This is a genomic window from Nocardia sp. NPDC047038, from assembly GCF_040644075.1.
In the GTDB taxonomy this organism is placed as follows: Bacteria; Actinomycetota; Actinomycetes; order Mycobacteriales; family Mycobacteriaceae; genus Nocardia; species Nocardia sichangensis.
In genome coordinates this window covers 12,513-34,701 of sequence record NZ_JBEYVQ010000032.1, presented here as the reverse complement: position 1 = coordinate 34,701, position 22,189 = coordinate 12,513, and the positions used below count along the sequence as shown (strand labels likewise).

22 protein-coding genes are annotated in these 22,189 nt (G+C 65.6%); 7 read left to right on the top strand and 15 right to left on the bottom strand.

Going from position 1 to position 22,189, the window contains the following annotated elements; translation table 11 throughout:
* Positions 1 to 45: 45 nt before the first annotated feature.
* From ABZ824_RS38990 to ABZ824_RS38940, 11 genes are all read right to left on the bottom strand, one after another.
* Positions 46 to 522, bottom strand: a complete 477-nt coding sequence (locus tag ABZ824_RS38990; protein ID WP_356969874.1) for a hypothetical protein — start codon at positions 520 to 522, stop codon at positions 46 to 48.
* Positions 523 to 1,290: 768 nt separating this feature from the next.
* Positions 1,291 to 2,568 carry a class I SAM-dependent methyltransferase gene (locus ABZ824_RS38985; RefSeq protein ID WP_356969872.1) on the bottom strand — a complete coding sequence of 426 codons (1,278 nt, stop codon included), beginning with the start codon at positions 2,566 to 2,568 and terminating at the stop codon, positions 1,291 to 1,293.
* A complete protein-coding gene (locus ABZ824_RS38980; RefSeq protein WP_356969870.1) occupies positions 2,565 to 3,860 on the bottom strand; it encodes an aminotransferase class III-fold pyridoxal phosphate-dependent enzyme in 1,296 nt (431 codons plus the stop codon). The genes ABZ824_RS38985 and ABZ824_RS38980 overlap by 4 nt, the downstream gene beginning before the upstream one ends.
* Positions 3,861 to 3,882: 22 nt before the next feature.
* Positions 3,883 to 5,040, bottom strand: coding sequence for a hypothetical protein (locus ABZ824_RS38975; protein ID WP_356969868.1), 1,158 nt, complete (start codon positions 5,038 to 5,040; stop codon positions 3,883 to 3,885).
* Positions 5,037 to 5,726, bottom strand: coding sequence for an NTP transferase domain-containing protein (locus tag ABZ824_RS38970; protein WP_356969867.1), 690 nt, complete (start codon positions 5,724 to 5,726; stop codon positions 5,037 to 5,039). Before ABZ824_RS38970 ends, ABZ824_RS38975 begins: the two co-directional genes overlap by 4 nt.
* Positions 5,723 to 7,012 (bottom strand): hypothetical protein, encoded by a 1,290-nt coding sequence (locus tag ABZ824_RS38965; protein ID WP_356969865.1) that lies wholly within the window; start codon positions 7,010 to 7,012, stop codon positions 5,723 to 5,725. Before ABZ824_RS38965 ends, ABZ824_RS38970 begins: the two co-directional genes overlap by 4 nt.
* 7 nt (positions 7,013 to 7,019) lie before the next feature.
* Positions 7,020 to 8,249, bottom strand: coding sequence for a thymidine phosphorylase (locus tag ABZ824_RS38960; protein WP_356969863.1), 1,230 nt, complete (start codon positions 8,247 to 8,249; stop codon positions 7,020 to 7,022).
* On the bottom strand, positions 8,249 to 9,076 hold the full coding sequence (locus ABZ824_RS38955) for a TauD/TfdA family dioxygenase (RefSeq protein ID WP_356969861.1): 828 nt from the start codon (positions 9,074 to 9,076) through the stop codon (positions 8,249 to 8,251). The genes ABZ824_RS38960 and ABZ824_RS38955 overlap by 1 nt, the downstream gene beginning before the upstream one ends.
* Entirely contained in the window at positions 9,060 to 9,632 is a 573-nt protein-coding gene (locus ABZ824_RS38950; RefSeq protein ID WP_356969859.1) for an AAA family ATPase, read from the bottom strand. The genes ABZ824_RS38955 and ABZ824_RS38950 overlap by 17 nt, the downstream gene beginning before the upstream one ends.
* Positions 9,617 to 10,255, bottom strand: a complete 639-nt coding sequence (locus ABZ824_RS38945; RefSeq protein WP_356969857.1) for an HAD-IA family hydrolase — start codon at positions 10,253 to 10,255, stop codon at positions 9,617 to 9,619. Before ABZ824_RS38945 ends, ABZ824_RS38950 begins: the two co-directional genes overlap by 16 nt.
* Entirely contained in the window at positions 10,252 to 11,496 is a 1,245-nt protein-coding gene (locus ABZ824_RS38940) for an ATP-grasp domain-containing protein (RefSeq protein ID WP_356969855.1), read from the bottom strand. Before ABZ824_RS38940 ends, ABZ824_RS38945 begins: the two co-directional genes overlap by 4 nt.
* A gap of 314 nt (positions 11,497 to 11,810) precedes the next feature.
* Here ABZ824_RS38940 and ABZ824_RS38935 point away from each other — a divergent pair, with 314 nt between their 5' ends.
* Entirely contained in the window at positions 11,811 to 12,863 is a 1,053-nt protein-coding gene (locus ABZ824_RS38935; RefSeq protein ID WP_356969853.1) for a helix-turn-helix transcriptional regulator, read from the top strand.
* A 15-nt stretch (positions 12,864 to 12,878) separates the two neighbouring features.
* On the top strand, positions 12,879 to 13,454 hold the full coding sequence (locus ABZ824_RS38930; RefSeq protein ID WP_356969851.1) for an HD domain-containing protein: 576 nt from the start codon (positions 12,879 to 12,881) through the stop codon (positions 13,452 to 13,454).
* A 236-nt stretch (positions 13,455 to 13,690) separates the two neighbouring features.
* Here ABZ824_RS38930 and ABZ824_RS38925 read toward each other — a convergent pair whose 3' ends face one another.
* The 4 genes from ABZ824_RS38925 to ABZ824_RS38910 form a co-directional block, all read right to left on the bottom strand.
* Positions 13,691 to 14,038, bottom strand: a complete 348-nt coding sequence (locus tag ABZ824_RS38925) for a hypothetical protein (protein ID WP_356969849.1) — start codon at positions 14,036 to 14,038, stop codon at positions 13,691 to 13,693.
* On the bottom strand, positions 14,028 to 14,675 hold the full coding sequence (locus ABZ824_RS38920; RefSeq protein ID WP_356969848.1) for a nucleoside hydrolase: 648 nt from the start codon (positions 14,673 to 14,675) through the stop codon (positions 14,028 to 14,030). Before ABZ824_RS38920 ends, ABZ824_RS38925 begins: the two co-directional genes overlap by 11 nt.
* Positions 14,676 to 15,658: 983 nt before the next feature.
* On the bottom strand, positions 15,659 to 15,904 hold the full coding sequence (locus ABZ824_RS38915) for a hypothetical protein (RefSeq protein WP_356969846.1): 246 nt from the start codon (positions 15,902 to 15,904) through the stop codon (positions 15,659 to 15,661).
* 351 nt (positions 15,905 to 16,255) lie between these two features.
* The gene (locus ABZ824_RS38910; protein ID WP_356969844.1) at positions 16,256 to 17,263 is read right to left on the bottom strand and encodes a pentapeptide repeat-containing protein; all 1,008 of its coding nucleotides are present in this window, start codon (positions 17,261 to 17,263) and stop codon (positions 16,256 to 16,258) included.
* 553 nt (positions 17,264 to 17,816) lie between these two features.
* Between ABZ824_RS38910 and ABZ824_RS38905 the strand changes: the two genes are divergently transcribed.
* The 5 genes from ABZ824_RS38905 (at position 17,817) to ABZ824_RS38885 (ending at position 22,021) form a co-directional block, all read left to right on the top strand.
* Positions 17,817 to 18,461 (top strand): DMT family transporter, encoded by a 645-nt coding sequence (locus ABZ824_RS38905; RefSeq protein ID WP_356969842.1) that lies wholly within the window; start codon positions 17,817 to 17,819, stop codon positions 18,459 to 18,461.
* Between the two features lie 122 nt (positions 18,462 to 18,583).
* Positions 18,584 to 18,862, top strand: a complete 279-nt coding sequence (locus ABZ824_RS38900) for a hypothetical protein (protein WP_356969840.1) — start codon at positions 18,584 to 18,586, stop codon at positions 18,860 to 18,862.
* A gap of 179 nt (positions 18,863 to 19,041) precedes the next feature.
* Positions 19,042 to 20,118, top strand: coding sequence for a site-specific integrase (locus ABZ824_RS38895; protein WP_356969839.1), 1,077 nt, complete (start codon positions 19,042 to 19,044; stop codon positions 20,116 to 20,118).
* Complete coding sequence (locus ABZ824_RS38890) at positions 20,115 to 20,441, top strand: helix-turn-helix transcriptional regulator (protein ID WP_356969837.1); 327 nt, start codon at positions 20,115 to 20,117, stop codon at positions 20,439 to 20,441. Before ABZ824_RS38895 ends, ABZ824_RS38890 begins: the two co-directional genes overlap by 4 nt.
* 383 nt (positions 20,442 to 20,824) lie before the next feature.
* The gene (locus tag ABZ824_RS38885; protein WP_356969835.1) at positions 20,825 to 22,021 is read left to right on the top strand and encodes an integrase; all 1,197 of its coding nucleotides are present in this window, start codon (positions 20,825 to 20,827) and stop codon (positions 22,019 to 22,021) included.
* Positions 22,022 to 22,189: the final 168 nt, after the last annotated feature.

The window sequence follows — 22,189 nt, the reverse complement described above, 5'->3', positions numbered from 1 at the left end:
GCTCGCGTTCCCGCTGGGGAATTACGTGAACGGCACCCTGCGGAATTACGTGAACGAAAACCGGCTCAACCTGGGGATTTCCGTGAACGCCGACACAACTGCGTCTTCGAGAGACCCGATCGCCTTACTGATCACCTCGTCAACAACATAGCTGACCAGCATCTCCTCCATGCTCTTGCACAGGGTGCACGTAATTTCGCCGACAGCAAGCCTGAAGGCATCGGCAATAGGTGTGGTCATAACGCCCACGTAGGCCGCCACCATCTTGTGGAGTTCGGCCAGCACGAGGACCTTGACAGCTGCAATGTGATCCGCCGCGTGATCTAGCGACGTCGCCACCACCCTGCAGGCCCGATCCACCTCGGCCACGCGTGATGTGAGCTTCGCCCATTCCCCCGGCAACTGCTCATGCGGGCGTCCTGAAAGAACCGCACCCATATCCGAGATTACACAGGTCGCCGACGCGTGCGTACTCGCGACCCTGTCGGCAAAGGTACGCACATGCTGGGCCAACATGCGCACGTCATTCTCATTGAAGTCCAGATACGAAAGATCGATGAGATTCAGGGAACATCCACCTCACTCGGTACCCGCATCGCCACGTCCAGCTCCCGGCAGCGAACAGGCCAACCAATGTTCTACTCGGCTCGCTCATCGTTCGTACCGAGTACTTCATCGAACTGAGTTGTTATACGAGATCGGCGTGCTGTGACCGTTACAACCGAGAGTCAGGCTTCCATACCCGCCGCCCGATTGGATATGGGGGAAATGCCTGCAGTTGACTACTACCGGGCAGCTGCGAAGCATTCGCTGCGGTGAGTGCCAGCGGACGCCAGAGGATGTCATGGCCGCTTACACCCGACGAACCAGCACCACCTATCAAAGCCCGCCATAGCGCCTGTCGCCGAGGAAATGTCATCACTCTGAGACTGAAGACCGCGGCCGCCACATGAGACCTCAACCAGAACCACAGGTCACGGCATCGCCAGATGCCACGAATTTTGAGACCCTACAGTAGAGTCTCGAAACCCGTATCGGAATCTCAGAACGTTTGGCGGTGCCGTGGCGGATCCGCCACGGTTCTGAGATTCCGCACCGTCGCTGGCAGATTGACATCCTCGGCTGCTGCGGTGACCCTGGCAGGTTGAACATCGCTTTGATCGTTCGCATCGTCTCGATGATGGCCGGAGGGTAGAACGCTGCCATCAGCTGATGCGTGAGATCCGCAGGGCATACGAGCACGCCGCGTATCAACCATTCGACGGCCGTGTACGCCCATCTGCTCGAACTTCATCGGCCGGCTCCGGCCATGCGAAGGGCAGCGCTGTCCAGAGGCGAGGACGCGGTCTTCACGGCGTGCGCGCTCCGGATGATGGAGTCACCGTCCAAGCGAGTCGCGGTCAGGGCACCGTCGATCGCGCGGCGGCGCTCGTCGCTGGGGATCGCGGCCAGGTACGGGTAGCTGCCGTTGAGCAGTGGCGCGATGAGGCGGTGCAGTGGCTGTTGGCTGGTCCAGGTGGCGATGGTGTCGATTTGAGTGGTGATACCCGCGGCGGAGAGCCAGTCGGTGATGCGGTGATCGTTGCCGGAGCTGACGATTCGGCCTGGGCCATGGCCGAGGAGGCGCAGCTGAGCGTGGAAAGCCGCGTTGAATACGGTGATCGGTTCGGGTGGCTCGGTAGTGGAGATGATTCGGACGAATGCGCCGCCGGGGCGCAGCAGCCGCGCGGCTTCAGCGACAGCGAATAGTGGCTCGTCGACGAAGCAGAGTGCGGCGTGTTCGTATACGACATCGGCGCAGGCATCCGACAGGCCTACGCTCATGCAGTCCTCGCTGCGGACCTGCACATGGTCGAAATTGCTGGTGTGCTGTTGTAGGACCGCTCGCATGCCGATGGCGGGTTCGATGGCAATAAGGTTGCGGGTATGCGGTGCGGTGATGCGGGTGATTGCGCCGGTCCCGGCACCGAACTCGATGGTGTCGCGCCCGGACAGTCGGCTGCGGGCGATTATAGTGATCGCGGCGGTGAATTCCGGTGTGGCGAAGGGCCGGTCATGGTCGTAGCGGGCAGCTAACGACGTGGTGTAGAGCCAGCTGCCTTCGTCGGAGGCAAGGATATGCCGCGCGGTGGTGGCCACCTCGGCGAGTTGGTGGTGACGGCACCCGACGCCGCTGTGGGGAAGGTGGCGGGCGTAAACGGCCAGCCGCGCGACGCACCAGGCGGCAGCCACCCGACCCGTGCCGAGATCGGGGTCCGCACAGTTCAGCGCGGTGAACCGTTCGGGAACGTGGCGATGGCCCGGGTCGGTGGTGTGACGGATCGGTTGCCGCGTCCAGAGCGCTTCCATGACCGCCGCGACGGTGTCCGCAGCGGTGCGCGGCCAGCCTGTGGAGATATTGGCGGTGCCAGCGATCAGATCGTACAGAAGGCACCAAGTGGCCGTGTCGATGTCGTCCAGAACGCTGCTCATAGTGGCGGTGGTCCACCACGGGATGTACTCAAAATCGTCGGCCGCGCGTGCCGGTGCGGGTGGCAGTGCTGGTAGGCCGGTGGCGTGAGTCGTCATGCGTACACGCTCCTGCCGTAGATTTCGACGTTCGCGATCGCGAGCTTCAGTTGCGCGGCCATCGTGGCGAGCTGCTGGGGTGTGGCGTTGAGCGCCGGTGTGAGCATGAGCGCGTTCTGTTTGCAGCCGACGATCAGGCCGCCGCTGGACACAACGCCTTGGCGTGCGGCCGCGGCGATCGCCACCGCCCGCTCGACGTTGTCGCATTCAGCGACACCGACGGCCCCATAAGTGCGCAGATCGACGATTCCCGACGCGCGCAGGCTCTGTCGGAAGTTGGTGGCGAACCAGTGGGCGGTGGCGGCGGCATGTGCGAGGCCGTCGGTGCGCAGCAGGTCGATGGTCGCCAGCGCTGCCGCGCAGGCGAGGCCGTGGCCGGAGGTGGTGTGCCCGTAGCGCAGTGGGGCGTCGCCGAATTGGTCACGGATGCTGCGGCGCAGGCACATGGCGCCCATCGGGACGACGCCGTTGGTCATGCCTTTGCTGATGGCCAGGATGTCAGGCGGGGTGTGCATCGCGTTGACGGCGAACGCCGCCGAGCCGCTGCGACCGAATCCGGTGAACACTTCGTCCACGATCATCAGAGTGCCGAAACTGTCTGCAACTATCCGTAGTTCGTTGAGAAACCCTTCGGGCAGGACGATTCCGCCACCCACGTTGAGGAACGGCTCCACGATCACCGCCGCCACCCGCTGTGGCCCGGCGGTGGTGATCGCCGCAGCGAATTCGCTGGCCAGCGCCGCAGCTGCACCGGGGTGGTCGGGGTAATGCTGGGAGGTGAGTTCCACATGCCGCACCCGGGGTGCGGTCGCCCACTCGGTGCGCAGGATCGGCAGGCCGGACAGCGCGGCCGCCAGGGCGGTGCAGCCGTGGTAGCCGCGGGCGAAGGCGATGATGGTGTCGCGTTGGGGTTGGCCGCGGTGGCTCCAGTAGTCCATGGCGATGCGGATCGCGGCCTCGATCGCTTCGGAGCCGGAATTGACGAACACGAAGTCGTCGAGGCCGGTGAGGTCGGCCAGCGCGTCGATGAGTTCTTCTGCGGGCTGTTGCGCGGCGAGGGTTTCGTCGACGTGTGCCAGCTGCCGCAGATGCGCGGTGACCGCCTCGGTAATCCGCGGGTGTGCGTGACCGAACGGGGTATTGCCGGCGCCGGCGACACCGTCGAGGTGGCAGCGGCCGTAGATGTCCCAGACCTCGCAGCCGGAGCCACGGACGAGCTGATGGTGGTGCAGGTCGCGGCGTGGGTTGGCCGCGGTGCTGGCGGTGGTCCAGCCGTTCCAGCGTGCTGGCATGACAAAATCCCCTGTCTGGTTGTTAGTTCAGTCGTTGCCGCAGTTGCGCGACGAGCGGTTCGGTGGTGTGCTCGTAGGCCCACTCCTCCGGGGTGACTGGGCGTGGTGGCCGGTCCGATACCAGCACCGCGAGATAGTCTGCGATCGAACCGGTGTCGGCGGGGTCGACGGCGACGGCCAGCCCGTCGGCGGTCAGTTCGGTGGCGGTGGCGCCGAATGGATCGACCAGCAGCGTCAGCCCGTACAGGCGCGAATCGCGGGCGCGGAGCCGCACGCAGGTCTGGTTCTCGATCCCGGGACGTGCCAGGCAGATCAGTCCGGCGGCATGACGCAGGTAGCGGTCTCGGTCATCGTGGCGCACTGGGTCTGTGTGCAGCACAACGCGATCGGCGATCCGGAGATCGTCGGCGGCCTTGGCGACTTCGGCGAGCACGGTATCGCTGTCGGGGTGGGCTGCAGCGTGTAGGAACCGCAAGCCGACATCGACTCCGCCAGCGCAGGCTGTTGCGACTGCGCGTACCGCCGCGACCGGGTCCATGAATGTCCAGAGCCCGCCGGTCCACAGCACCTCAGCTCGCCCGTGCCTCGTCTCGCCCTGGGCGCGGGCCGCCATGTGGAGCGCGGCGGTGCTGTAGCCGATCGGGATGGTGGTGATGCGGTGGTCGAGCTGCCGTGATCGGTTCAAGTCCTGCGGGGTCAGCAGACCGTAGGCGGCCAAATTCGCGACCAGTGTAGTGCGCTCGACGTGTGAGCGGGCGATGAACAGGTCGCTGTGGGTCAGCTGGTACCGGTAGGTGTCGACGAGCCGTTGATAGGTGTCGGTGTCGAAAACACCACCTGGGCGAAATCGTGGATACTCGAGCTGCTCGATCGGCGGCGCGTTCTCCGACACAATCAGCTTGCCCTCCCGGCGGGCCTGTTCGATTCGGCCGGGGTCGGGCATGTCGAAGAAGAACACTGCATCCGCATCGGTGAGCAGACCCGGCCAGTCGTTCTCGTCGGTGACCAGCTCGGCGTTTCCGACATCGACTGGCTCTTGATCACTGGTGGCGGGGCTGTAGATATAGACGGAGAACTGGCCGGTCATCGCGGTGGCGAGTTCGGCGACCCGCAACCCGATTCCGCTGGTGGTGGCTTGGCCCAGTGAATAGGCCCCGGCGTCGAAGAGCAGCGTGATCATGGCAAGGCACCTGCTCTCGCTGCCGCCGATACATCGGCGGGCTCGTTGAGATTTAAGAAGTCCGGTCCCCACACCACCGGTGCGCCGATCAGGCAGTCGGTGACACCGGCGCACAGCCCGTGTGCCAGCGGAGCGAGCATCGGCTTCCGCACAGCCAGCGCCGACCAGCAAGCGTTGAACCTTCTTGTGTCCGTCGGCTTCTCGGCGGCCGCGATCACGATGTCGTCGGCGATGGTCAAGGCTCCCTCACGGCGCAACCGTTCCGGATCACGGGTACCGGCCGCGACGACGGCGATGGGATCACCGTTGCCGACGCGGCCGGCTGCGTCGTTGAGCGCCAGCACCGGATCGGACACGAACACCTGGTCCCCCAGGCAGACCAGCACAGTCTCGTCACACCACGGTGCAGCGGCCAGCAGCCCTGACCCTAATCCGCGCTCCACCTCCGAGGGCGGCAGGAGCACAAATGCCGTGTCACCGCGAAAGCGCTCGAGGTGGCGCACCAGCGCGAACTTCGCCGCCGAAACTACGACCACCACCTTCACCTCCGGCAACGGGATCGTCTCGAGCGCGTCGAGGAGGGGATCGATCACTGCTACTCCAGGACGCAGCGCATGCAACTCTTTCGGATACGCCGCCCCGAACCGTCGCCCGGCCCCGGCCGCGAGCACGACCACTGTCGTCACAGCCACACCCCGTCCGGTCCGGCGGTGCGAGACCACCACGGACGCCGTCCGATCCGAGCGCGCAGCTCGCTCACCAGGGCGGTGACCCGGCTGGTGTGCCCGTCGCGGGCCATCGCGATCACTGCGGCCAGGTCCCGCATCTCGGTAGCGGTGGCGCCGAGCACCGTGGGTTCTGCTGCCCCGAGCCTGAACATCGGCCCCGGGTTTCCGGGCAGATCCCGTTGGACATTCACCCGGATGCCCCAGCGCGCCAATTGGTCCGATACACCGAATGGGTCTTTCACGCGCACCCAGACTTGATGGGTGTCGGTGTATCCGGACTCGGCCCCGGCGACATCGAAGCCGTGGTCGGCCAGCGATGCCGCCAGCACCCGAGCGTTGGCGATCACCGCGGACGCGTAGCCGTTGCCGTAGGTCTCGAACTCGAGCGCCGTGCACGCGGCGGCCAGCGCAGTGGCGAAGTGGTGGCTGCTGACCATCGTGACCTGCGCCTTGCGGAGCAAAGCATGGGTGGTCTTGTCGCGGGTGGCCAGCAGTCCTCGGTGCGGGCCGGGAAACGTTTTGTGCATCGAACTGCTGATCGATCCCGCCCCATAGTCCAGCGGGTTGGGGTGCGCACCGCCGAGCACAAGACCCAGCGTGTGGCTACAGTCGACATGCAGCCGGGCCGGCGGATAGCGGTCCACCAGCTCCGCTACCGCGCCGGTGTCCAGCACATGCCGGGAATTCTGCAAGTCGGCGTACACCAGCGACACCGATCCGGTAGCCAGTAGTCGCTCGAGCTGGCCCAGATCGATGTGCCCGTCGACGCAGTCGACCGGCCGCCATCGGTGCCCGAACCGGCCGATCAGCTCACCAGTGGCGTAGTGGCCGCCACTAGCCTGGGAAATCGACACCACCGTCGACTCCGGTGCGCCGCCGAGGGCAGTCAGCGCGATCATCATGGCATTGAGCCCCGAGATCGGACGCAGGTTCACACACTCCGCGTTTGTCCGCAGCAGTCGTGAAAAAGCCTCGCGGCCAGCAACTTCCAACTGCGCAATCGGCTCTCCGCCACGGAACTCCCACTGCCCGGCGGCCGGGTCTTCGTGGAAGTGGTAGCGGTTGCTGTAGTCGGTGCCCAGCAGCGCATGCGCGGTCGGACTCATCCGATTCTCGCTGGGAACCAGGTTGATCGCCGTCCGGTTCAGCGGCTCGGTGGCGGCGATGCGGGCGGTGATCTCTGCCAGGTATCCGAGCGGATCCGTGGCGACACCACCGGCTGGGTGGAGGTTGGTTGTATGCACAGTGGCCTCAGTCGTGGAAGTGGCAATGACGGCCGAGGACATCGGCATGCGCGCGACCGGAAACCAGATCGGGAGCGTGGATCTCGAGGACAGGTTGTCCCGCCGAGACCGGTTGCCCTGGTTCGGCCAGGATCCGGACACCGCACGTCGCGTCGAGAGCGGCGAGGGTCTGGGCGGCTTCACCGACGGGACGGGCATCGATGCCCATGTACACCGCCGCCCGCAGTGCATGGGAGGTGACCACAGCGGGCGCGCGGGTGGTTTCGAGGCTGTTGTCCAGCCACTCCACGTCCCCACCGAGATGGTCGACGTAGTGGCAGAACATCTCGTAGGCGCCGCCGGAATTCAAGGCGTCGTCGATGCGCGTGCGAGCAGGCTTCGCGGAATCCGTTGCCGGGACGGCGTGCAGGATCTGCTCGGCCAACCCGGTCACGTGCTCGCGCAACACCGGCGACCCGCCCCCGCGCAACACCGCGACGGCTTCGCGCAGCTCGAGCAGCGGTCCAGCGGCAGGGGCGAGCGGCTGCGAGGCGTCGCAGGTCGACATCAGCATCCGCCGGCCCGCGGATTCGCCGATCGCGCGCATCAACCGAACCAACTCGTCGGCGTCGGCTTCGGTGGCCACCAGTGCGCCCGGCCCGTACTTGACTTCCAGCGCGATCGTCGCGGCGCCGGTGGCGAGCTTCTTGCTCATGATGCTGGCCGCGATCAACGCCGCGACATCGACGGTGCCGGTGCGTTCACGCAGTGCATAGGTGCGGCCGTCGGCCGGCACGAGCTCCGGGGATTGGCCCGCGACGCAGAACCCGACAGTCTCGATGCAGCCGACGAACTCGGGCACCGTCAGATCCAGCCGTAGCCCAGGGATGCAGCGCAGTTTGTCAAGAGTGCCGCCGCAGTGCCGCAACGCCGATCCGGTGATCTTCGCGACCCGCAGGCCGGTGGCGGCCAGCAGCGGCGCGAGCACGATACTCACGTCGTCACCGACACAGCCTGTGCTGTGCTTGTCGACCACCTGTGTGGCATCCGGCCACGTCACCTGTCTTCCGGATGCCACGTATGCCTGCGTGAGCGCCGCTGCCTCGGAATCGCTGTGGCCGCTCATCGCCAGCGTCGTCAGCAGCGCCGCCACTACCGCATCCGGCGTGCCGGGGGCCAGCAGTGCTGCGAACTGCTCCTGTGTGAATTCGAGGCCTCTGGCGCGGCGCTGTTGCAGAAGCGTTGCCGCCGAATCCATTACGCCACCTCCTGGGTGTACAGACCGCGGATCAGCACTCGCTCGCCGATCCCGGCGGTGAAGGCGGTGCGGCCGTGTGCGATCCGCCCGTTGCACAGCACCAGCCCGGTTCGTGACGGAATCGCGAGGTCCTGTCGGTATCGGCCGCCGGGTTGCGACATCGCCCGCAGTCGTTCGACGGCGGACGCGCGCTGTTCGCCGAGGCTCCCTGCCAGCTGCCAGATCTCGGTGCCGTCATCGGCCCACCGCGTACGCAGGCCGCCCCCGTCCAGCTCGGCGAACGCCGGCCCGGACGCTCTGGGTGGTGGCTGAAACGACCTCGCTACCCGGGTGAGGGCGTCGTCGGTTGTCAATGCTGCCGCTCCGGCCGGGTCGATACGCCGAAGGTCTTCGAATGCCTCGATCGCGCGGAAGATCGTGGTGTGCCCGCCCGCGCGCGCGGCGCGATCGAACCACAACAGCGACGTTCCCACATGGCCGATCGGTTCCAGGGTGCCGTCAGTGTGGAATCCTTGCGCCGCGCAGGTGCCGAACGACCCGTGACCGGTCGTGGTCGGCGTCGGCGAGATGGTGTTGAACCCGTCGGCGTCGTAGCCGAATCGATCCGGGTCGGTGGCGTAGACCGCTGGTACGTAGGTGGTGCCGAGTTCGAGCAGCCGAGCCGTCTCGGCCAGGACCGCCCGACCGGTCACCGCAGGGTCCTCGACGGTGAACAGGGCGAAACCGTTGCGCTGGCAGTCTTCGCGGATCCGCGCGACCGCTGTGGCCGGGGCCGCGTCGAGTGCTGGCCCGGCGGCGAGATCGGGATCGTCACTGCGGATCGTCATCAGAACCCTCCGGGTTGTCATCTTTGGCCCACCGCCCGATTGCCTCGGTGATCTCGACGGCGGCACGCAGCGGGCTCAGGGAGGTGGTGTCGATCACGAGATCGGCCGCATTAGCGAGCCAGTCGTTGCGGGCGGCGATGTAGGTGGGCACGTGTTGCAGGCGCCAACTGGCCGCGCGATGCAGGACCTCGTCCTCGCTGATCCGCTGCCGCAGCGTTTCCGGGCTGGCGTCGATCAGCACGTGATGCAGCGAATGCCCTAGCTTCGTGATTCCGGTCGCGATCTCGGCCCAATACTTTTGGTTCAGCACCGTCTGCACGATCACCAAGTGCTGTCCTGTCTCGGTGGCGATGTCGTCGGCGACGAATGGAACCAGCCGCCGCCACGACGGAAGGTCCTGGAAGTCGGTGGCCTCCGCGTCGGGGTACTGTGCGCGCAGCATGAACCCGACGAACTCGGGATCGAACAGCCGCCAATGTTGCGGGTCGGCCGCGACCAACTCCTTCGCGATCGACGTCTTTCCGGCGCCGAAACTGCCATTCAGCCAAACGAACAAGGTTCCTCCTGTATCGGGTGTTCATGGACGAAGGACGACAACGACGACCGTGAGCTGAAATGCGCGACCTGCATGCCGACACTGCGTGCGCCGGGCAGGTTCACCAGTAGGTCATCTACGACGAGAATTCTGGCCGGGGGCACGCTCATCGCGGTGGCGGCGTGCTGATACAGCGCCGGCGCGGGCTTGGTCATCCCAGCGCGTGCAGACACGAAGATATGGTCGAAGGCAGTGTCGACGCCGAACCGCTCCAGGTCCGCAACCAGGATGTCGGTGCTGTCACTCAGCAGCGCCACCACAAACCGCTCCCGCAGCTGCGCCAAGAATTCGATGGCCCCATCGGCCAGGTGCCCGCGGTCGGCGCTCCACATCCGCACCGCCTCACGGCCGCGGCCATCGAACCGCCGCGCCAGGTTTTCGGCCACCGAATCACGCCACTGCGCGTCGGTAAAGATGCCGAGTTTGGCGTATTCGTAGGCGTCGGTGCCGTACGCGGCGGATGCGATCGCGTTGGCGGGCAGGCTTTCGGCTTGTTCACCTTCGCGTTCGCCGTCGCCCTGCCAGTAGTGCAGTACGCCATCCCAGTCCAGGAGGACGGCGTCGATGCCCTCGAACCCGGTCATGGTTGCCTCGTCTCCACCCGTACCATGGCGTCGAAGTCAGTTGCTGCCGATGTCAGGACCTCGAGCGTGTCGGCGTCGAAGACCACGAACCCCGGCCGCGAATGCGAATCCCGTGTTTCTGGGAGAAGGTCGCCCAGTTCTGGCGCCGATACCTCCAGCACGTGATGCGCCGTCTGGAACTCCTCGAGCCCATGCACAGCCGTGACCACGCCAGGCTCGGCTCGGAGGAATCGGATCGCCGCACATCGCTCGGCGACCGCGTCGATCCGCGGCTGCGTGTGAGTGAGGCAGCGCAGCCAAGCGTCGGCGAGGTTGACTCCGTAGGCAAGTTCGATCAGCCACGGGATACGGTCACCGGGAAACCGAACCGCGCACTCGATCGGGTAGGCGCGCCCGCCATGAACCCGCCACTCCGAATGCAACAGTCCCTCGCTCACGTCGAGCGCCTCCACCAATCGCCGCGTACTGCTGGACAGCAGCGCGTGCAGCGGACTCGGCACCACCGCCGGAACCTGGTGCGCCATCTCCGGGAACCAGGGCAGTTCGCCTACCGTCTTGCCGGTGATGTTGACGAACATGATCTCCCTGGCTTGCACCAGCACTTCGACGGAGAACTCCGGACCGGATCGGTACTCTTCGACCAGATACGTCCACTCCAGCGAGCGGTCCAGCGGTTTGAATGTGCCCTCATCTGTCTGTACCGACTGATCCCACGCCACCGGGATGTCGTCACGGTCGTCGATGAAGCGCACGCCCAACGAGCCGTTGCGATTACGTGGCTTGAGCACAATCGGAGTGCCCGCGCAGGCGTCGAAGAACTCGCACACCTCGGCAATGGTGTCGACCGCGCGGAACCGGGGCGTCGGGAACCCCGCACCGTTGACCAGTTGCCGGAAGATCAGCTTGTCTGTGCACGCTTGCACGGCTTTCACGCCCGGGTAGCCCAGGCCGAGCTTGTCGGCGATCGCAGCCGCGGCCCGCACCGCATGCTCCTTGCCCGGCAGCACCGCGTCGAATCCGACCTCGGTATGCCACGCCGCCCCGGCCTCGACCGCTTCATCACTGAAAATGAACCGGGCGGTGCGGATCTCGGTTACCACCGGATGCTCGAACTCACCAGGATGAGCCTCCAGCACCGACGGCTCCACCAGCAGAAACACTTCCGGGACATCGGTGGCGATGCGGGCGAGCGCCTCGATCAAGCCCGTGCTGTGCCCAAGCACCAGCACCCGCCGCGTCATCGGCGATCACCACCCGCGGTGGTACACCGTGGATGCGGTGGCAGTGTTCGATCTTTCATTCCAGGCACACTCCTTCGTTGATGCCACGGTTGAGATACGCTTCGCGCCAAGCTCATTGGCTGCGCGTGCGGTGGGAGCCGAGTCCGGTCACAACGCTGTTGGACCGCCTTCTCGACGGTATGCTGACCAGGCCGGACGCTGAACTGACCGGGAGTACGAGTAGAGGCTCGCCGCCGATCATCGACACAGGACCGCCCATGGGCCCGCCCCGCGATACACCGACCCGCAATCAAAGCTCGCGTCTGCACGGTGCCGTGTCCGGGTTCCTGCTGAAATTGCTGCGCGAGTCCACCGGTCTCACACAAACCGAATTCGCTGAACTTCTCGGCGTCGACCAAACCACCGTCTATGGGTGGGAAAGCGGCCGACGGCCATTGGCCCACCTCCGCGCCGGTGACCTGACGCGGCTGCGGATGCTGCTGACCCGCCATGGCGCACCACCGCACGCTCTCGCACTGATCGGCGACGCGCTGGAGGCAGACCTGATCATCGGGGACACCGTCAGCATCAGCCCCGCCGCAATCCACACACAGACGCACCCGCTCGCGGTGAGCGTGCACCAGCGCACCCTCGCGAACTTGATCACCTGGCCTCTCACCGGCCACCCACCAGCCCAGCTCGCAGACTTGGCCGATCACCGCGGCCACGGCCCCAGACCCTCGTCCCCCGTGATATCCGCCGACGATCGCAGACTGTTCTTCGACCACCTGCTCGACGTCGCCGACCGCTGTCAATGGCCCGACGACGGGCTGCTTCGCCGCCAGGCCATCTACCTGCTCGGATTCGACGACCACACCGAGTCGGCCGACTGGCTCACCAGCGAACTCACCCGCGCCCAACAGGCGACGAGCGACACTGACACCCAGGGCTCGCTGCGAGTTCGGTCGTCGGCGATCGCGCTGGCCGCCACCGGCGATCGAGACCCTTTGCGCGCCTACCTGACCCATCTGGACGAGGCGCAGGCCCAAGCGAACCTGACCTACTATGCGTACTGGGTCGGCGAGCTGCCCGGCGGCGTCCTCGACGACCACGCGATGATTCGCGCCGACCCGGCCGACTGGTCTGGACAGCGACTGCTGCGGCACCTGCTCGACCGGCTCCAGCCCGGCACCGACCAAGCCGACCTCTACGTTCACACCCTCGCCGACCTGATCGCCAGCCATCCGCACCTGCTCACCACCAACCCCGCCTTGCGGGAAGCGACCCGCACCGCGGTCGACCGGATGAACGCCGACACCGATCTGATGGCTCAGGCCCGTCAAAACCTGGCTAACGTGGCATACGCAGTACGCCTGTCCAGCCGATAACGCGGAGGAACAACCATGGATGAACACCCGCTCGGCCCTGACGCCGCAGCCGAGATCGCCGCCTTCGCTTACGAGATGGGCGTGCTCAAACGTGAGTCGCGTAAAGGCTGGATCGACGCGCAGATCAGCGACCCGGAATCGGTAGCCGACCACACCTGCCGCACCGCGCAACTGGCGGCACTGATCGCCGCTCTCGAAGGCGGCGATGCCGCCAAGGCCGCGCACATGGCAATCTGGCATGACTCCCAGGAGACCCGCACCCGCGACCTCAACAAGACCAGCAAACCGTTCCTTCCCAGCGTCGACCACAACGCCGTCACGGCCGCTCAAGTGGCACGCATGCCCGACACAGTGCGAAACCTGTTGCAGAGCACCGTCTCCGAGTTCGAATCCCAAGCCACTCTTGAGGCGGTCTGCGCCCGCGACGCAGACCGCCTCGAATGCCTGTTCCAGGCCCTGGAATACCAGGCCACGGGGAACACTCTTATGCGGGAATGGATCGATGACTCCCGCGCGAAGCTCAAGACCACCAGCGCGATCCGCATCGCCGACGCAGCCCTGTCCACCTCGCCGCTGAAATGGAGGCAGTGAACCTTCGCCACTATCCCGGGGCGGCACGACCGCGGAATCTGCAGTCAACGCCATCACTGACAATGGGGTCAGCTCGGACTCGAACCGGCCCACCAACTCGGCGACCAAGTGTTCTGTCTGCGCCGCCGAGCCGCCGTTGCCGACCACGAGGACGCGCTCGTCCTGCTGGAACGCACGCTGTTCTTCGCCATCGTCGACTACCGCCCACACCCGCCGATATCGATTGCTGGTATGCATCAGAGGCCCACGTCGGTGAGTTGCGCCGTCAGCCATCGGCGGAATGCGGGGTAGTCGGCTCCGGTGGCCACCCAGGTCGGTTGCCCGTCACGCTCGGCGCTCGTGCGCGCGTCGGCGCGGACCGTTATCGGGAACCGGGACAGCTCGACGAAGGGCAGCTCGAGAGCGACCGTGAGGGCGAGCGGGTCGTGCTGCTTGCTCGATGGGTAAAACAGAGCGAACCATCGGTCGAGGTGATCAGCGAGTAGAGCTGCCCAGTCCGGTGCGTCGGGCGCGGCGAGCCTGCGGTAGAGGTTGGTGTCTGAGTGGATAGCGATCTCTTCGGTGAAGGTCACATCAGCGGGCACCAGCGTCAGCGCCAGGGCCGTCGCAACGAGCCGCCTCGGGGTCGAGCCGGAAATTGTGCTCGGCGCGCGCCGGATTCGGATAGCTCAGGACACCGCCCATCTGCGTAACTACCAGCTGCTCTGCGACTTTCGGGGAGGTACGCAGGATGTTGGCAAGGTTTGTCAGGGGCCCGCACCCTACCCACCGGACCGGACCGTCGGTGCTTGCGCACAGCGCCCCGACCGCAGCTAGCACGTCACTCGGTTGCGTGGCGATGTGGTCGGGAATCAGTCCTTCGGCACTCCAGTATCGGGTGTTCCCCAGGTCGGCGCCCCTGATCACAGGGACGTCGTGACGCCCCACAAGATCCAGCAAGTGACGCGCGAGACATGCGCGCTTGCCTCGGACTTCATCAGCGGTGACGACCAACGCCAGTTCGGGCACGCGTGCGGCACATGTGAGTGCGAACGCGTCATCCGGGTCACCACCGATGTCGGTGTCCAGGATGATCGGGGTGCCTTGCACCCGGGGAGCCAGCGGCCCGGCAGCCCGAAGTTTGGCCGCCAAGTCGCCGAATTCTTCATAACGAGTAGCGAATTCGAGCATCGACGCATAGGCAGACTCGGTGGTCTCGTTGGTGTCGTCGTAGTCACCCATGTGGTGTTCCTTCGTCGTCGAGCCCGCCACATCCGGCCTTCACTGCGCACGAACGTGGCTGTCGTGCTGCTCGTCGCTATTCGCTGCGATTAGCCCGAGCGGAATGGACTGCTACCCCCCGGTCCAGAGGTGGTGGCTTGCCGCCTTGTGCCACGAGCGCGCAGGGCGGCGGATCAAAGCGTCAGGACATGCGCACTGCGTGTCGCCCGGCCCCGGGCGCAACCCGCTGCGGGCCCGCTTGGCTCACGCGATTGCCGATGCCCGAGCGCGACATGCCAGGCGGATGCCCGATCGGAGCCCCGGACCCGGATGAGGGGTCGGATCCGGGAACTCCTTGCCCGCGCAACACAGCGCCTCTTCGAGCGTGTCGCACGGACATTTCTGGGAGGGCCCCGGACTGGTCCAGGACACCCTCGGCTCCGCCGCGCAGTGGCGTATCACGCGCTACGGGGCCGAAGTGAATCCCTCAAGGTGGGCATCCTCGAGGGATTCCGGCCACGCACCGTGGAACCTTCAAACCGCAGACCGTCAGCGACAGTGATCTGCGGCTCTGGACGGTGCGTGGACAACTCCAGTGCTCGGGTTTCGTGCCGCATAGCGCCCCGCTGCCCTGCGACCTCCTGGCACCCGCAACCACCACGGACGGTGAATCACCGGCTGACTCATGCTTCCACGAGACGGCGGCCGCTCATGCACCGCTGATTCCGTCGGCAGGGCGTGCGGCGAGAAGACATTGCCAGTATCAACGTCCAGCACCGCGCAGCGCCCGCGGATGATCTTGAGCCGGTTGTCCTCGACTCGTGTAACAACGACCACTTCCGCAGGCAAGTCGCGAACGGCGCGCATCAAGTCCCGGAACGCGGACGGCCAAGTGGGACCAGTCACGAAGCAGCCACGCACGTCCATCCGTCGGCTATCAGCCAAGGCGAGCGCCTGCCTCAGATCAAAGGCAGAATTCGTGCTGGCCGTCCCATTGATGAAAATCAGCGCCATCGGCCCCGACCTGCCCATCTACTCTCCTCGCCCTCGATGTAGCCCGAGCTGGTCGCCGTCGAAAAGGAAGCGGCACCAGCCGGGTGGTGGATTGTCCAGCCCGCGTCGCGGAGCGAATCACACGACGCGGGCGGACGCTCATGGGAGACAGACGCGTTCGCGACGCCGATGTAGACGACCACCAGGATCGACGGCGCGACGGCAATCACATCCCGCAGCCAATGCTCAACACTCATCGGCTTTGCCCTTTCGCCGCAGCTTGGGCAGAGGCGACACTGAGCTTGTGCGAGATCTGGACGTCGGGCCAACGATGACCTACACGCGCGCCACCGATCGCATCACGCCGCTGGTTGACCTCGGGCACATCGACGCAGAGTGCGAGCCAAGGTGATCCACCGGGTTCCTCGCCTGCAGCCATGCACCAAGTCAAACGCTCAGAGGCGTTGGCCCACAATGTCATACACCCGGTCATAATCGGTCATCTCGATTAGACAGGCACCGGTCACATGACCGGACACGCCAAAAAGACTGGGCTATCAGTCGGGACTGCCCCGGCTCCTGACGGGGTCCTCAAGCCCTCCACGGCATCAGCACCGTTCGCTGTACTGGATCACGGGCCTGGAGTCGCTGGGTGGGGGTTTGTACCCCTTGGGCCATACCGTCTTGTCGTCGTAGGTCAGATGGTCGGTGCTCAGGAGATCGTTGAGATCGGTATCCGCAAGGTTCGCTCCTTCCAGATGAGCGAAACTGAGGTCCGCCATAAAAAAGTCGGCATGCGAGAGGTTCGCGCCCCGTAACGACGTGTCGTGCAGTGTTGCGTGCGACAGGTTCGCGCCTCTGCCGTTCAGCGCCGATAAGTTCACACCGTCCAACCTCGAGTTGGACAGGTTCGCAAACCCGAGGTTGGCGCCGGAAAGATCTGCACCCTGCAGGTTTGCAAAGTCCACTCGGGCGCCCTGCAAGTTGGTGTCATCCAGTTTGGCGGCGCAGAGCTTGGACCATGTCAACCACGCATGCATGAAGACCGTATGGCTGAAACGCTTGCCGGACAGATCGATCATGACCAGGCAGGTCTTCCGGAGATCGAGCCGGTGGTCTTGGAACAGCGTGTACGTGTGACTGATGGCCGCTGCGGCGGCCCACAGGTCGGCCGGTGGCGGCTCCGCAACCGGAGAGGTGTCTACCGGCGGCTTGAAATCTACGCAATTGGTTAATTCTCGCGCCCGCAGATACGCGCTGAGTACATCGACCACCGTTTGCGAGTCTGCCGCGGAATCTCGCGCAATGCGCTCCAGCGCGTAGACTCCGCCTAGTCGTATGGTCTGCTGGTCCGATCCCAGATGCTCGACGGACTTACCGAAACGGTCGGTTATTTCCACTTGCTGGGATAGACCGTACTGGTTCCGTGTCTCACGCAGATTCAGACCCGTGAACACCAGCGCCCCGACGGCCGCCGACGCGGTGGTGATGGCCGCCAACGCGGTCCACAAGTCCTTGTTGGCCCAGCGGCGCACAGCGCCGACCGCGGTCCGGAGCGCCCGCTGATCTCTCGACGCTTTCGGTGACTCCGGCGGCGGCGGCTTACTTGAGGTCACCACGGCATCATGACGCCGGACAGCAGATGGCGAACGACACCACGCCGTACGTGACCAGCATCGACTCACTGCGCCCGCTTTGTCGGCCCCGGAGGCGATGTCTCGAGACGGCTCCGGATCCGTCCCCCAGGTGCCGGGCACCGGACTCAAGCGCAGCCTCGCCGGGCCAGCGCGCGCAGGCTTCGTTGTGCGCCCTCGTTTTCGGGACAGGGACGGGCCGGGGCGAACCAGCCGATTCAACCGTTTCGAGCCCAGGTGTGTCAGCGCAGAGCTGGTTCGACACAGCGCCGTTCATTCTGGAGTCAGCGAAGAACGCCGTCAGCGGGAGGCGAGAGTGTGGCAGTTCGGTGCAACCCGGACCTCGGCGGCTGCGCTACTTGTCGGGGCGACGAGTCTGTGGGGATGCTTCAGTGCTGGTCTGGCTCTGCTCGGCTCCGGTCGGGCAGGCCCGCTCGTGGCGCTCGGCGCCGCGATCCCACTGCTGTTGACTGCCGCCATTGGCGGTGCAAGCCCATGGCGTGAGCTGCGCTTACACTCCCGAACCTTCCTACAGTTGGGTCTGTTCGAGGGCGTCAACATCTCGCTCTACGCCGCCGCGCTGGCGATCGGGCCGGCGCCCGTGGTGGTCGCCCTGCACCTCACCTCCCCCATCATGTTGCTGCTCTTGGCCATGCGCACCGGAAAGCGCCCCGTGAGCGTGGGAATCGTGGTCGAGCTTCTGCTGCTCGGTGTCGCCATCACGTTGGTCGCCGGGCAACCGGGTGCGGACCTCGGTTCCGGCAAGGCAGTCGGAGGCTGCGCACTGGCGCTCGGCAGCGCCGCCGCGGTGACAGCTCTCATCGTCCTGGTGACCAGCGCGTCTCGCCAGCGCGACCCGACCATGTCAGCCGGACTTCAACTCGCTGTCGCTGGCGTACTCACCACACCCCTGCTGCTGTCGACGAACTGGAACGGGGGTCGCGTGCTCACCGAACTGGTCTTAGGTGCGGCCCTACTCGGGCCGGGGTTTGCGCTGTACTGGCGTGCGGTTCGTCATCTGCGGCCAGCCACTGTCGGCGCCGTAGGCCTCACGGAAGCGGTCGTGGCTTCGGCGTTGGTCGGGGTAGTGGACAGATCCCAGATATCCATGCCGATCGTCCTCAGCGGCGTTCTCGTCGCCACCGCGGTACTGCTGGACATCAGAGACCGGTCACGGTGATCTGTCCGGCTGCGAGCGATAGTGAAGCAACGAGCAAGCCATCCGGTCGTCGATGCCGGCGCGTCGAAGCGTTGTCACCGGAGCGATGCGTTGTCGAGAGGCCGCGCGAAGTGTAGAGCGCTGTGACCGACTGGGAGGAAGCCTTGACGGAGGAAGAAGCGCCGCCGGTCCCAGCGGCCGACTGGCTCGGAATCAAGAGTGACGGTCAGCTCGCCCGCGCCCGCCCCGCGTGCGCGGGCGGCGAATTCGCTCACCAAGATGGAGCCGACATGCTGCCGGGTTTGGAGCACTCCCACAAGAGCGATATGTCCAGTGGACGGGTTGCCGGTCAACCAGCCGACAGGTTCTCCTCGACGTATGGCTACAAGATGCAGCATCGGCGCGCTGACACGGTGAGCTGAGCGCAGGAATAAGAGATAACCCGTGGGTTCCGTCCGCTGCCGTGTGTGCTCGGGCCTGGGGAGCTGGGTCGTTTGGGTTTCGATGCGGTTCTGCGTGTTTTGATTAGATTTCGGGATTTGTGAGGTAGCTTCGGCAGGTCCGAGCTTCTGTGGTCTGATTCGAAGGTGAGGGTGGCGGGTTGAGTTTGGCGGCAGTTCGGGATCTGCGCGGGCAGCGCGAGCTCGCGGGCCCGGAAGAGCTGGCGGCGCTCGAGACCGATGTACTGGCAGGATTCGTGCTGGCACGGGCATCGGCCGGGTTGTCGGACGCGACGATCAGCTCGGATGTGAACCATATCGAGCAGACGCGGGCGTGGTTCGGTCGGCCGTTGTGGGAGATGGAGCCGTCGGACGCCGACGTGTATTTCGGGAAGGTGCTGCGCGGTGGAGCGAGGTCGACCCGGCAGGGCCGGGCGCAGGCGTTGACGACGTTCTTCGAGTTCCTGGAGTTGCGGCAGAAGATCGACATTCATGCGATGACCGGGCGCGTGGTCGAGTGCCCGATCGATGAGATGAACAAGCCGCGCGGTTGCAAACCGGCGGGGTTGCGGATTCCGCCGAGCGAGGCGGAGGTCAAGACCTTGTTCGCCGGGTGGCGTGAGGAGCTGGCGAGCTGCCGCAAGTTCGCGCCGACGGCACGGAATTATGTTGCCTCGCAGTTGATGTCGAAGGTCGGTTTGCGGGTGAACGAGGCCCGCTGCCTGGACTTGGCGGATATCAAGTGGGAGCTGGGGCGATTCGGCAAGTTGCATGTGCGCATCGGCAAAGGGGCTCGCTGCAGCGGGCCGCGGGAGCGGATGGTGCCGTTGATCAACGGTGCTGACCGGGTGCTGCGCTGGTATGTCGAAGACGTGTGGGGTCACTTCGATGATGACTACCGGCGACCGGCTGCGCCGTTGCTGCCGTCGGAGCGCAAGAACGCCGATGGCACGTGCCGCCGGGTCGGCGACGACGCGTTGCGGGCCGGTCTGGCCGCCGCGGCGGCTGAGCATCTGCCGGCGTGGGCGGACAAGCTGACCCCGCACGTGCTGCGGCACTACGCGGCGAGCGAGCTGTATTTGTCGGGTCTGGACTTGATTTCGATCCAGGAGCTGCTCGGGCACGCCTGGATCGCCTCGACTCTGAATTACATCCACGTTCACCGGTCCCGGATCGAGGACGCCTGGGTCGCTGGTCAGCAACGTGCTGCCCACCGTCTGGAAGGACTGCTGTCATGAAGTGGAACATGCGGCTGGCGGCCGCGAACCGCGGTATCTGGAAGGCCAGCGAACTACAGCGCAAGCTCGCCGACCACGGCCTGGTGGTCAGCGCCGGGAAGATGTCGGGCCTGTGGTCGGGAAACCCCGTCAGCATCAAACTCTCCGATCTCGATGCCATCTGCGTGGCACTCGGCTGCACGATCGACGAGCTGCTGATCCCGGAACCGGAGAAGGTCGGTATGCCCCGAGAAGACACCAGCACCGGATTGGCTGCTGCAGCTTCGGGTCTGGAAGTGGTGAGGCCACGGCGGCGTGACGGCCGTTCGTTGCCGCCGCAGTGAGTAACTCCGGCTATGTGGTTCGCACTTGCGCAGATTGTCTGGCCTGGGGCAGGCATTGGGCGAAGGGACTGTGCGTCGGCTGCCACGTCTTCAATCGCCGCCATGATGTCGGTGACTGCACCGGTTGCCGTCGCCGCGTCGCATTGAGCCACGGCTACTGTCGATTGTGCTGGCACCAGGCGCGTATCCTTGCCCGCGAATCGGGCGGTCGCGAGCACACCACCGTTACCGGACAGTTGCAGCAGGTCCGATACCACCAGCTGTTCATCGCGGAGCTGCTCGTCATCCGGCGCACGCAGCCGCCGCCGGTACGTCCGCCCGGCCGGCCTCGCCGACCGGTGCCGCCGCCGGCGGTCCGCCCGGATGACACCTGTAGCCAGCTGATGTTGTTCGGGCCCTTGATCCGGGATTACACCAGCATCGACGAGCGCAGCGAGGACGGCAGCGGCAACCCTTGGTTGCGGTGGGGCCGGTACCTGGCTCACCAACTCGGTGAACGGCGGGGATGGGGGAAACGAACACGCGACAACGTCGACCGCGGACTGGGAATTCTGCTGTCGCGCCACGCTCCCGGTGACGCGGTGCACTACTCCGCGATGACCGCGTGCCTGCGCCACCGCGCGATCTCCTCCGATCGAGTCGCTGAGGTTCTGCGCGAGATGGAAGTGCTGATCGATGATCGCGAGCCGGCGTTCAAACAATGGCTGGCGAGCAAACTCGGCAACGTCGCCCCCGCCATCGCGACCGAAGCCGAGAAGTGGCTGCGGTGCCTCCACAGCGGCGGACCGCGCACCAAGGCCCGCAAGATCGGCACCGTCTGGAACCACGGCAACCGCATCCACCCCGTGCTGCTGGAATGGTCGGCCCGCTACGACCACTTGCGCGAGGTCACCCGCGAGGACATCCGCGCCGTCCTCGCCCAGCGTCACGGCTACGCCCGCGAATGCTTGATGTGCACGCTGCGTTCGTTGTTCGGTCACTGCAAACGCAATCGGGTCATCTTCTGCGATCCCACCAGCCGCATCAAGGTCAGCAACGGGACCGGAAAGGTCACCCAACCCCTCGCAGCCGACCAGATCCAAACCTCGATCGCCCGCGCGACCCGCCCCGCCGACCGGCTGATCATCGCGTTGGCGGCGATCCACGCCGCCCGCACCGCAGGCATCCGACACCTCCAACTCGACGATCTCGACCTCGGCAACCGGCGCCTCACCATCGCCGGGCACCCACGCCCGCTCGACGACCTCACCCACCACCTGCTCATCAGCTGGCTCGACTTCCGACGCGCGCGATGGCCGGTCACCGTCAACCCGCACCTGATCATCAACAAGCACACCGCACTGCAAACAACCCCGGTCAGCACAACATGGATCCGGATACCATGCCGCGGCCTGCACGCCACCATCGAAAGGCTCCGCATCGACCGCCAACTCGAAGAAGCCCTGACACATGGCCCCGACCCGCTGCATCTCGCCGCCGTATTCGGACTCGACCCCACCACCGCCATCCGCTACACCACCGCGGCAAGACAACTGCTGCAGACTCCAATCGTGAACCGTCCTGGACCGGTTGGAGACTAAAAACCGAGGTAGTCGAGCAACAGAACGCATTCTCCGGACGGGCAGAGCTCGAGCGGGAAATCGCGTCCTGGTGCACTGGTACAACACCCAGCACCTGCACTCGACGATCGGATACCGGGCCACCACATCTGGCCACCTCCTCCCGGCTGGTAGGCATTTCCCCCATAT

What these genes read in the sequence shown, in the direction of transcription:
- ABZ824_RS38960 (WP_356969863.1), bottom strand. Translation starts at nt 8,249, where the DNA reads ATGGATTCGGCGGCAACGCTTCTGCAACAGCGCCGCGCCAGAGGCCTC.
- ABZ824_RS38890 (WP_356969837.1), top strand. Translation starts at nt 20,115, where the DNA reads ATGAAGTGGAACATGCGGCTGGCGGCCGCGAACCGCGGTATCTGGAAG.
- ABZ824_RS38975 (WP_356969868.1), bottom strand. Translation starts at nt 5,040, where the DNA reads ATGATCACGCTGCTCTTCGACGCCGGGGCCTATTCACTGGGCCAAGCC.
- ABZ824_RS38940 (WP_356969855.1), bottom strand. Translation starts at nt 11,496, where the DNA reads ATGACGCGGCGGGTGCTGGTGCTTGGGCACAGCACGGGCTTGATCGAG.
- ABZ824_RS38930 (WP_356969851.1), top strand. Translation starts at nt 12,879, where the DNA reads ATGGATGAACACCCGCTCGGCCCTGACGCCGCAGCCGAGATCGCCGCC.
- ABZ824_RS38915 (WP_356969846.1), bottom strand. Translation starts at nt 15,904, where the DNA reads ATGAGTGTTGAGCATTGGCTGCGGGATGTGATTGCCGTCGCGCCGTCG.
- ABZ824_RS38955 (WP_356969861.1), bottom strand. Translation starts at nt 9,076, where the DNA reads ATGACGATCCGCAGTGACGATCCCGATCTCGCCGCCGGGCCAGCACTC.
- ABZ824_RS38980 (WP_356969870.1), bottom strand. Translation starts at nt 3,860, where the DNA reads ATGCCAGCACGCTGGAACGGCTGGACCACCGCCAGCACCGCGGCCAAC.
- ABZ824_RS38945 (WP_356969857.1), bottom strand. Translation starts at nt 10,255, where the DNA reads ATGACCGGGTTCGAGGGCATCGACGCCGTCCTCCTGGACTGGGATGGC.
- ABZ824_RS38985 (WP_356969872.1), bottom strand. Translation starts at nt 2,568, where the DNA reads ATGACGACTCACGCCACCGGCCTACCAGCACTGCCACCCGCACCGGCA.
- ABZ824_RS38920 (WP_356969848.1), bottom strand. Translation starts at nt 14,675, where the DNA reads ATGGGTGACTACGACGACACCAACGAGACCACCGAGTCTGCCTATGCG.
- ABZ824_RS38885 (WP_356969835.1), top strand. Translation starts at nt 20,825, where the DNA reads ATGTTGTTCGGGCCCTTGATCCGGGATTACACCAGCATCGACGAGCGC.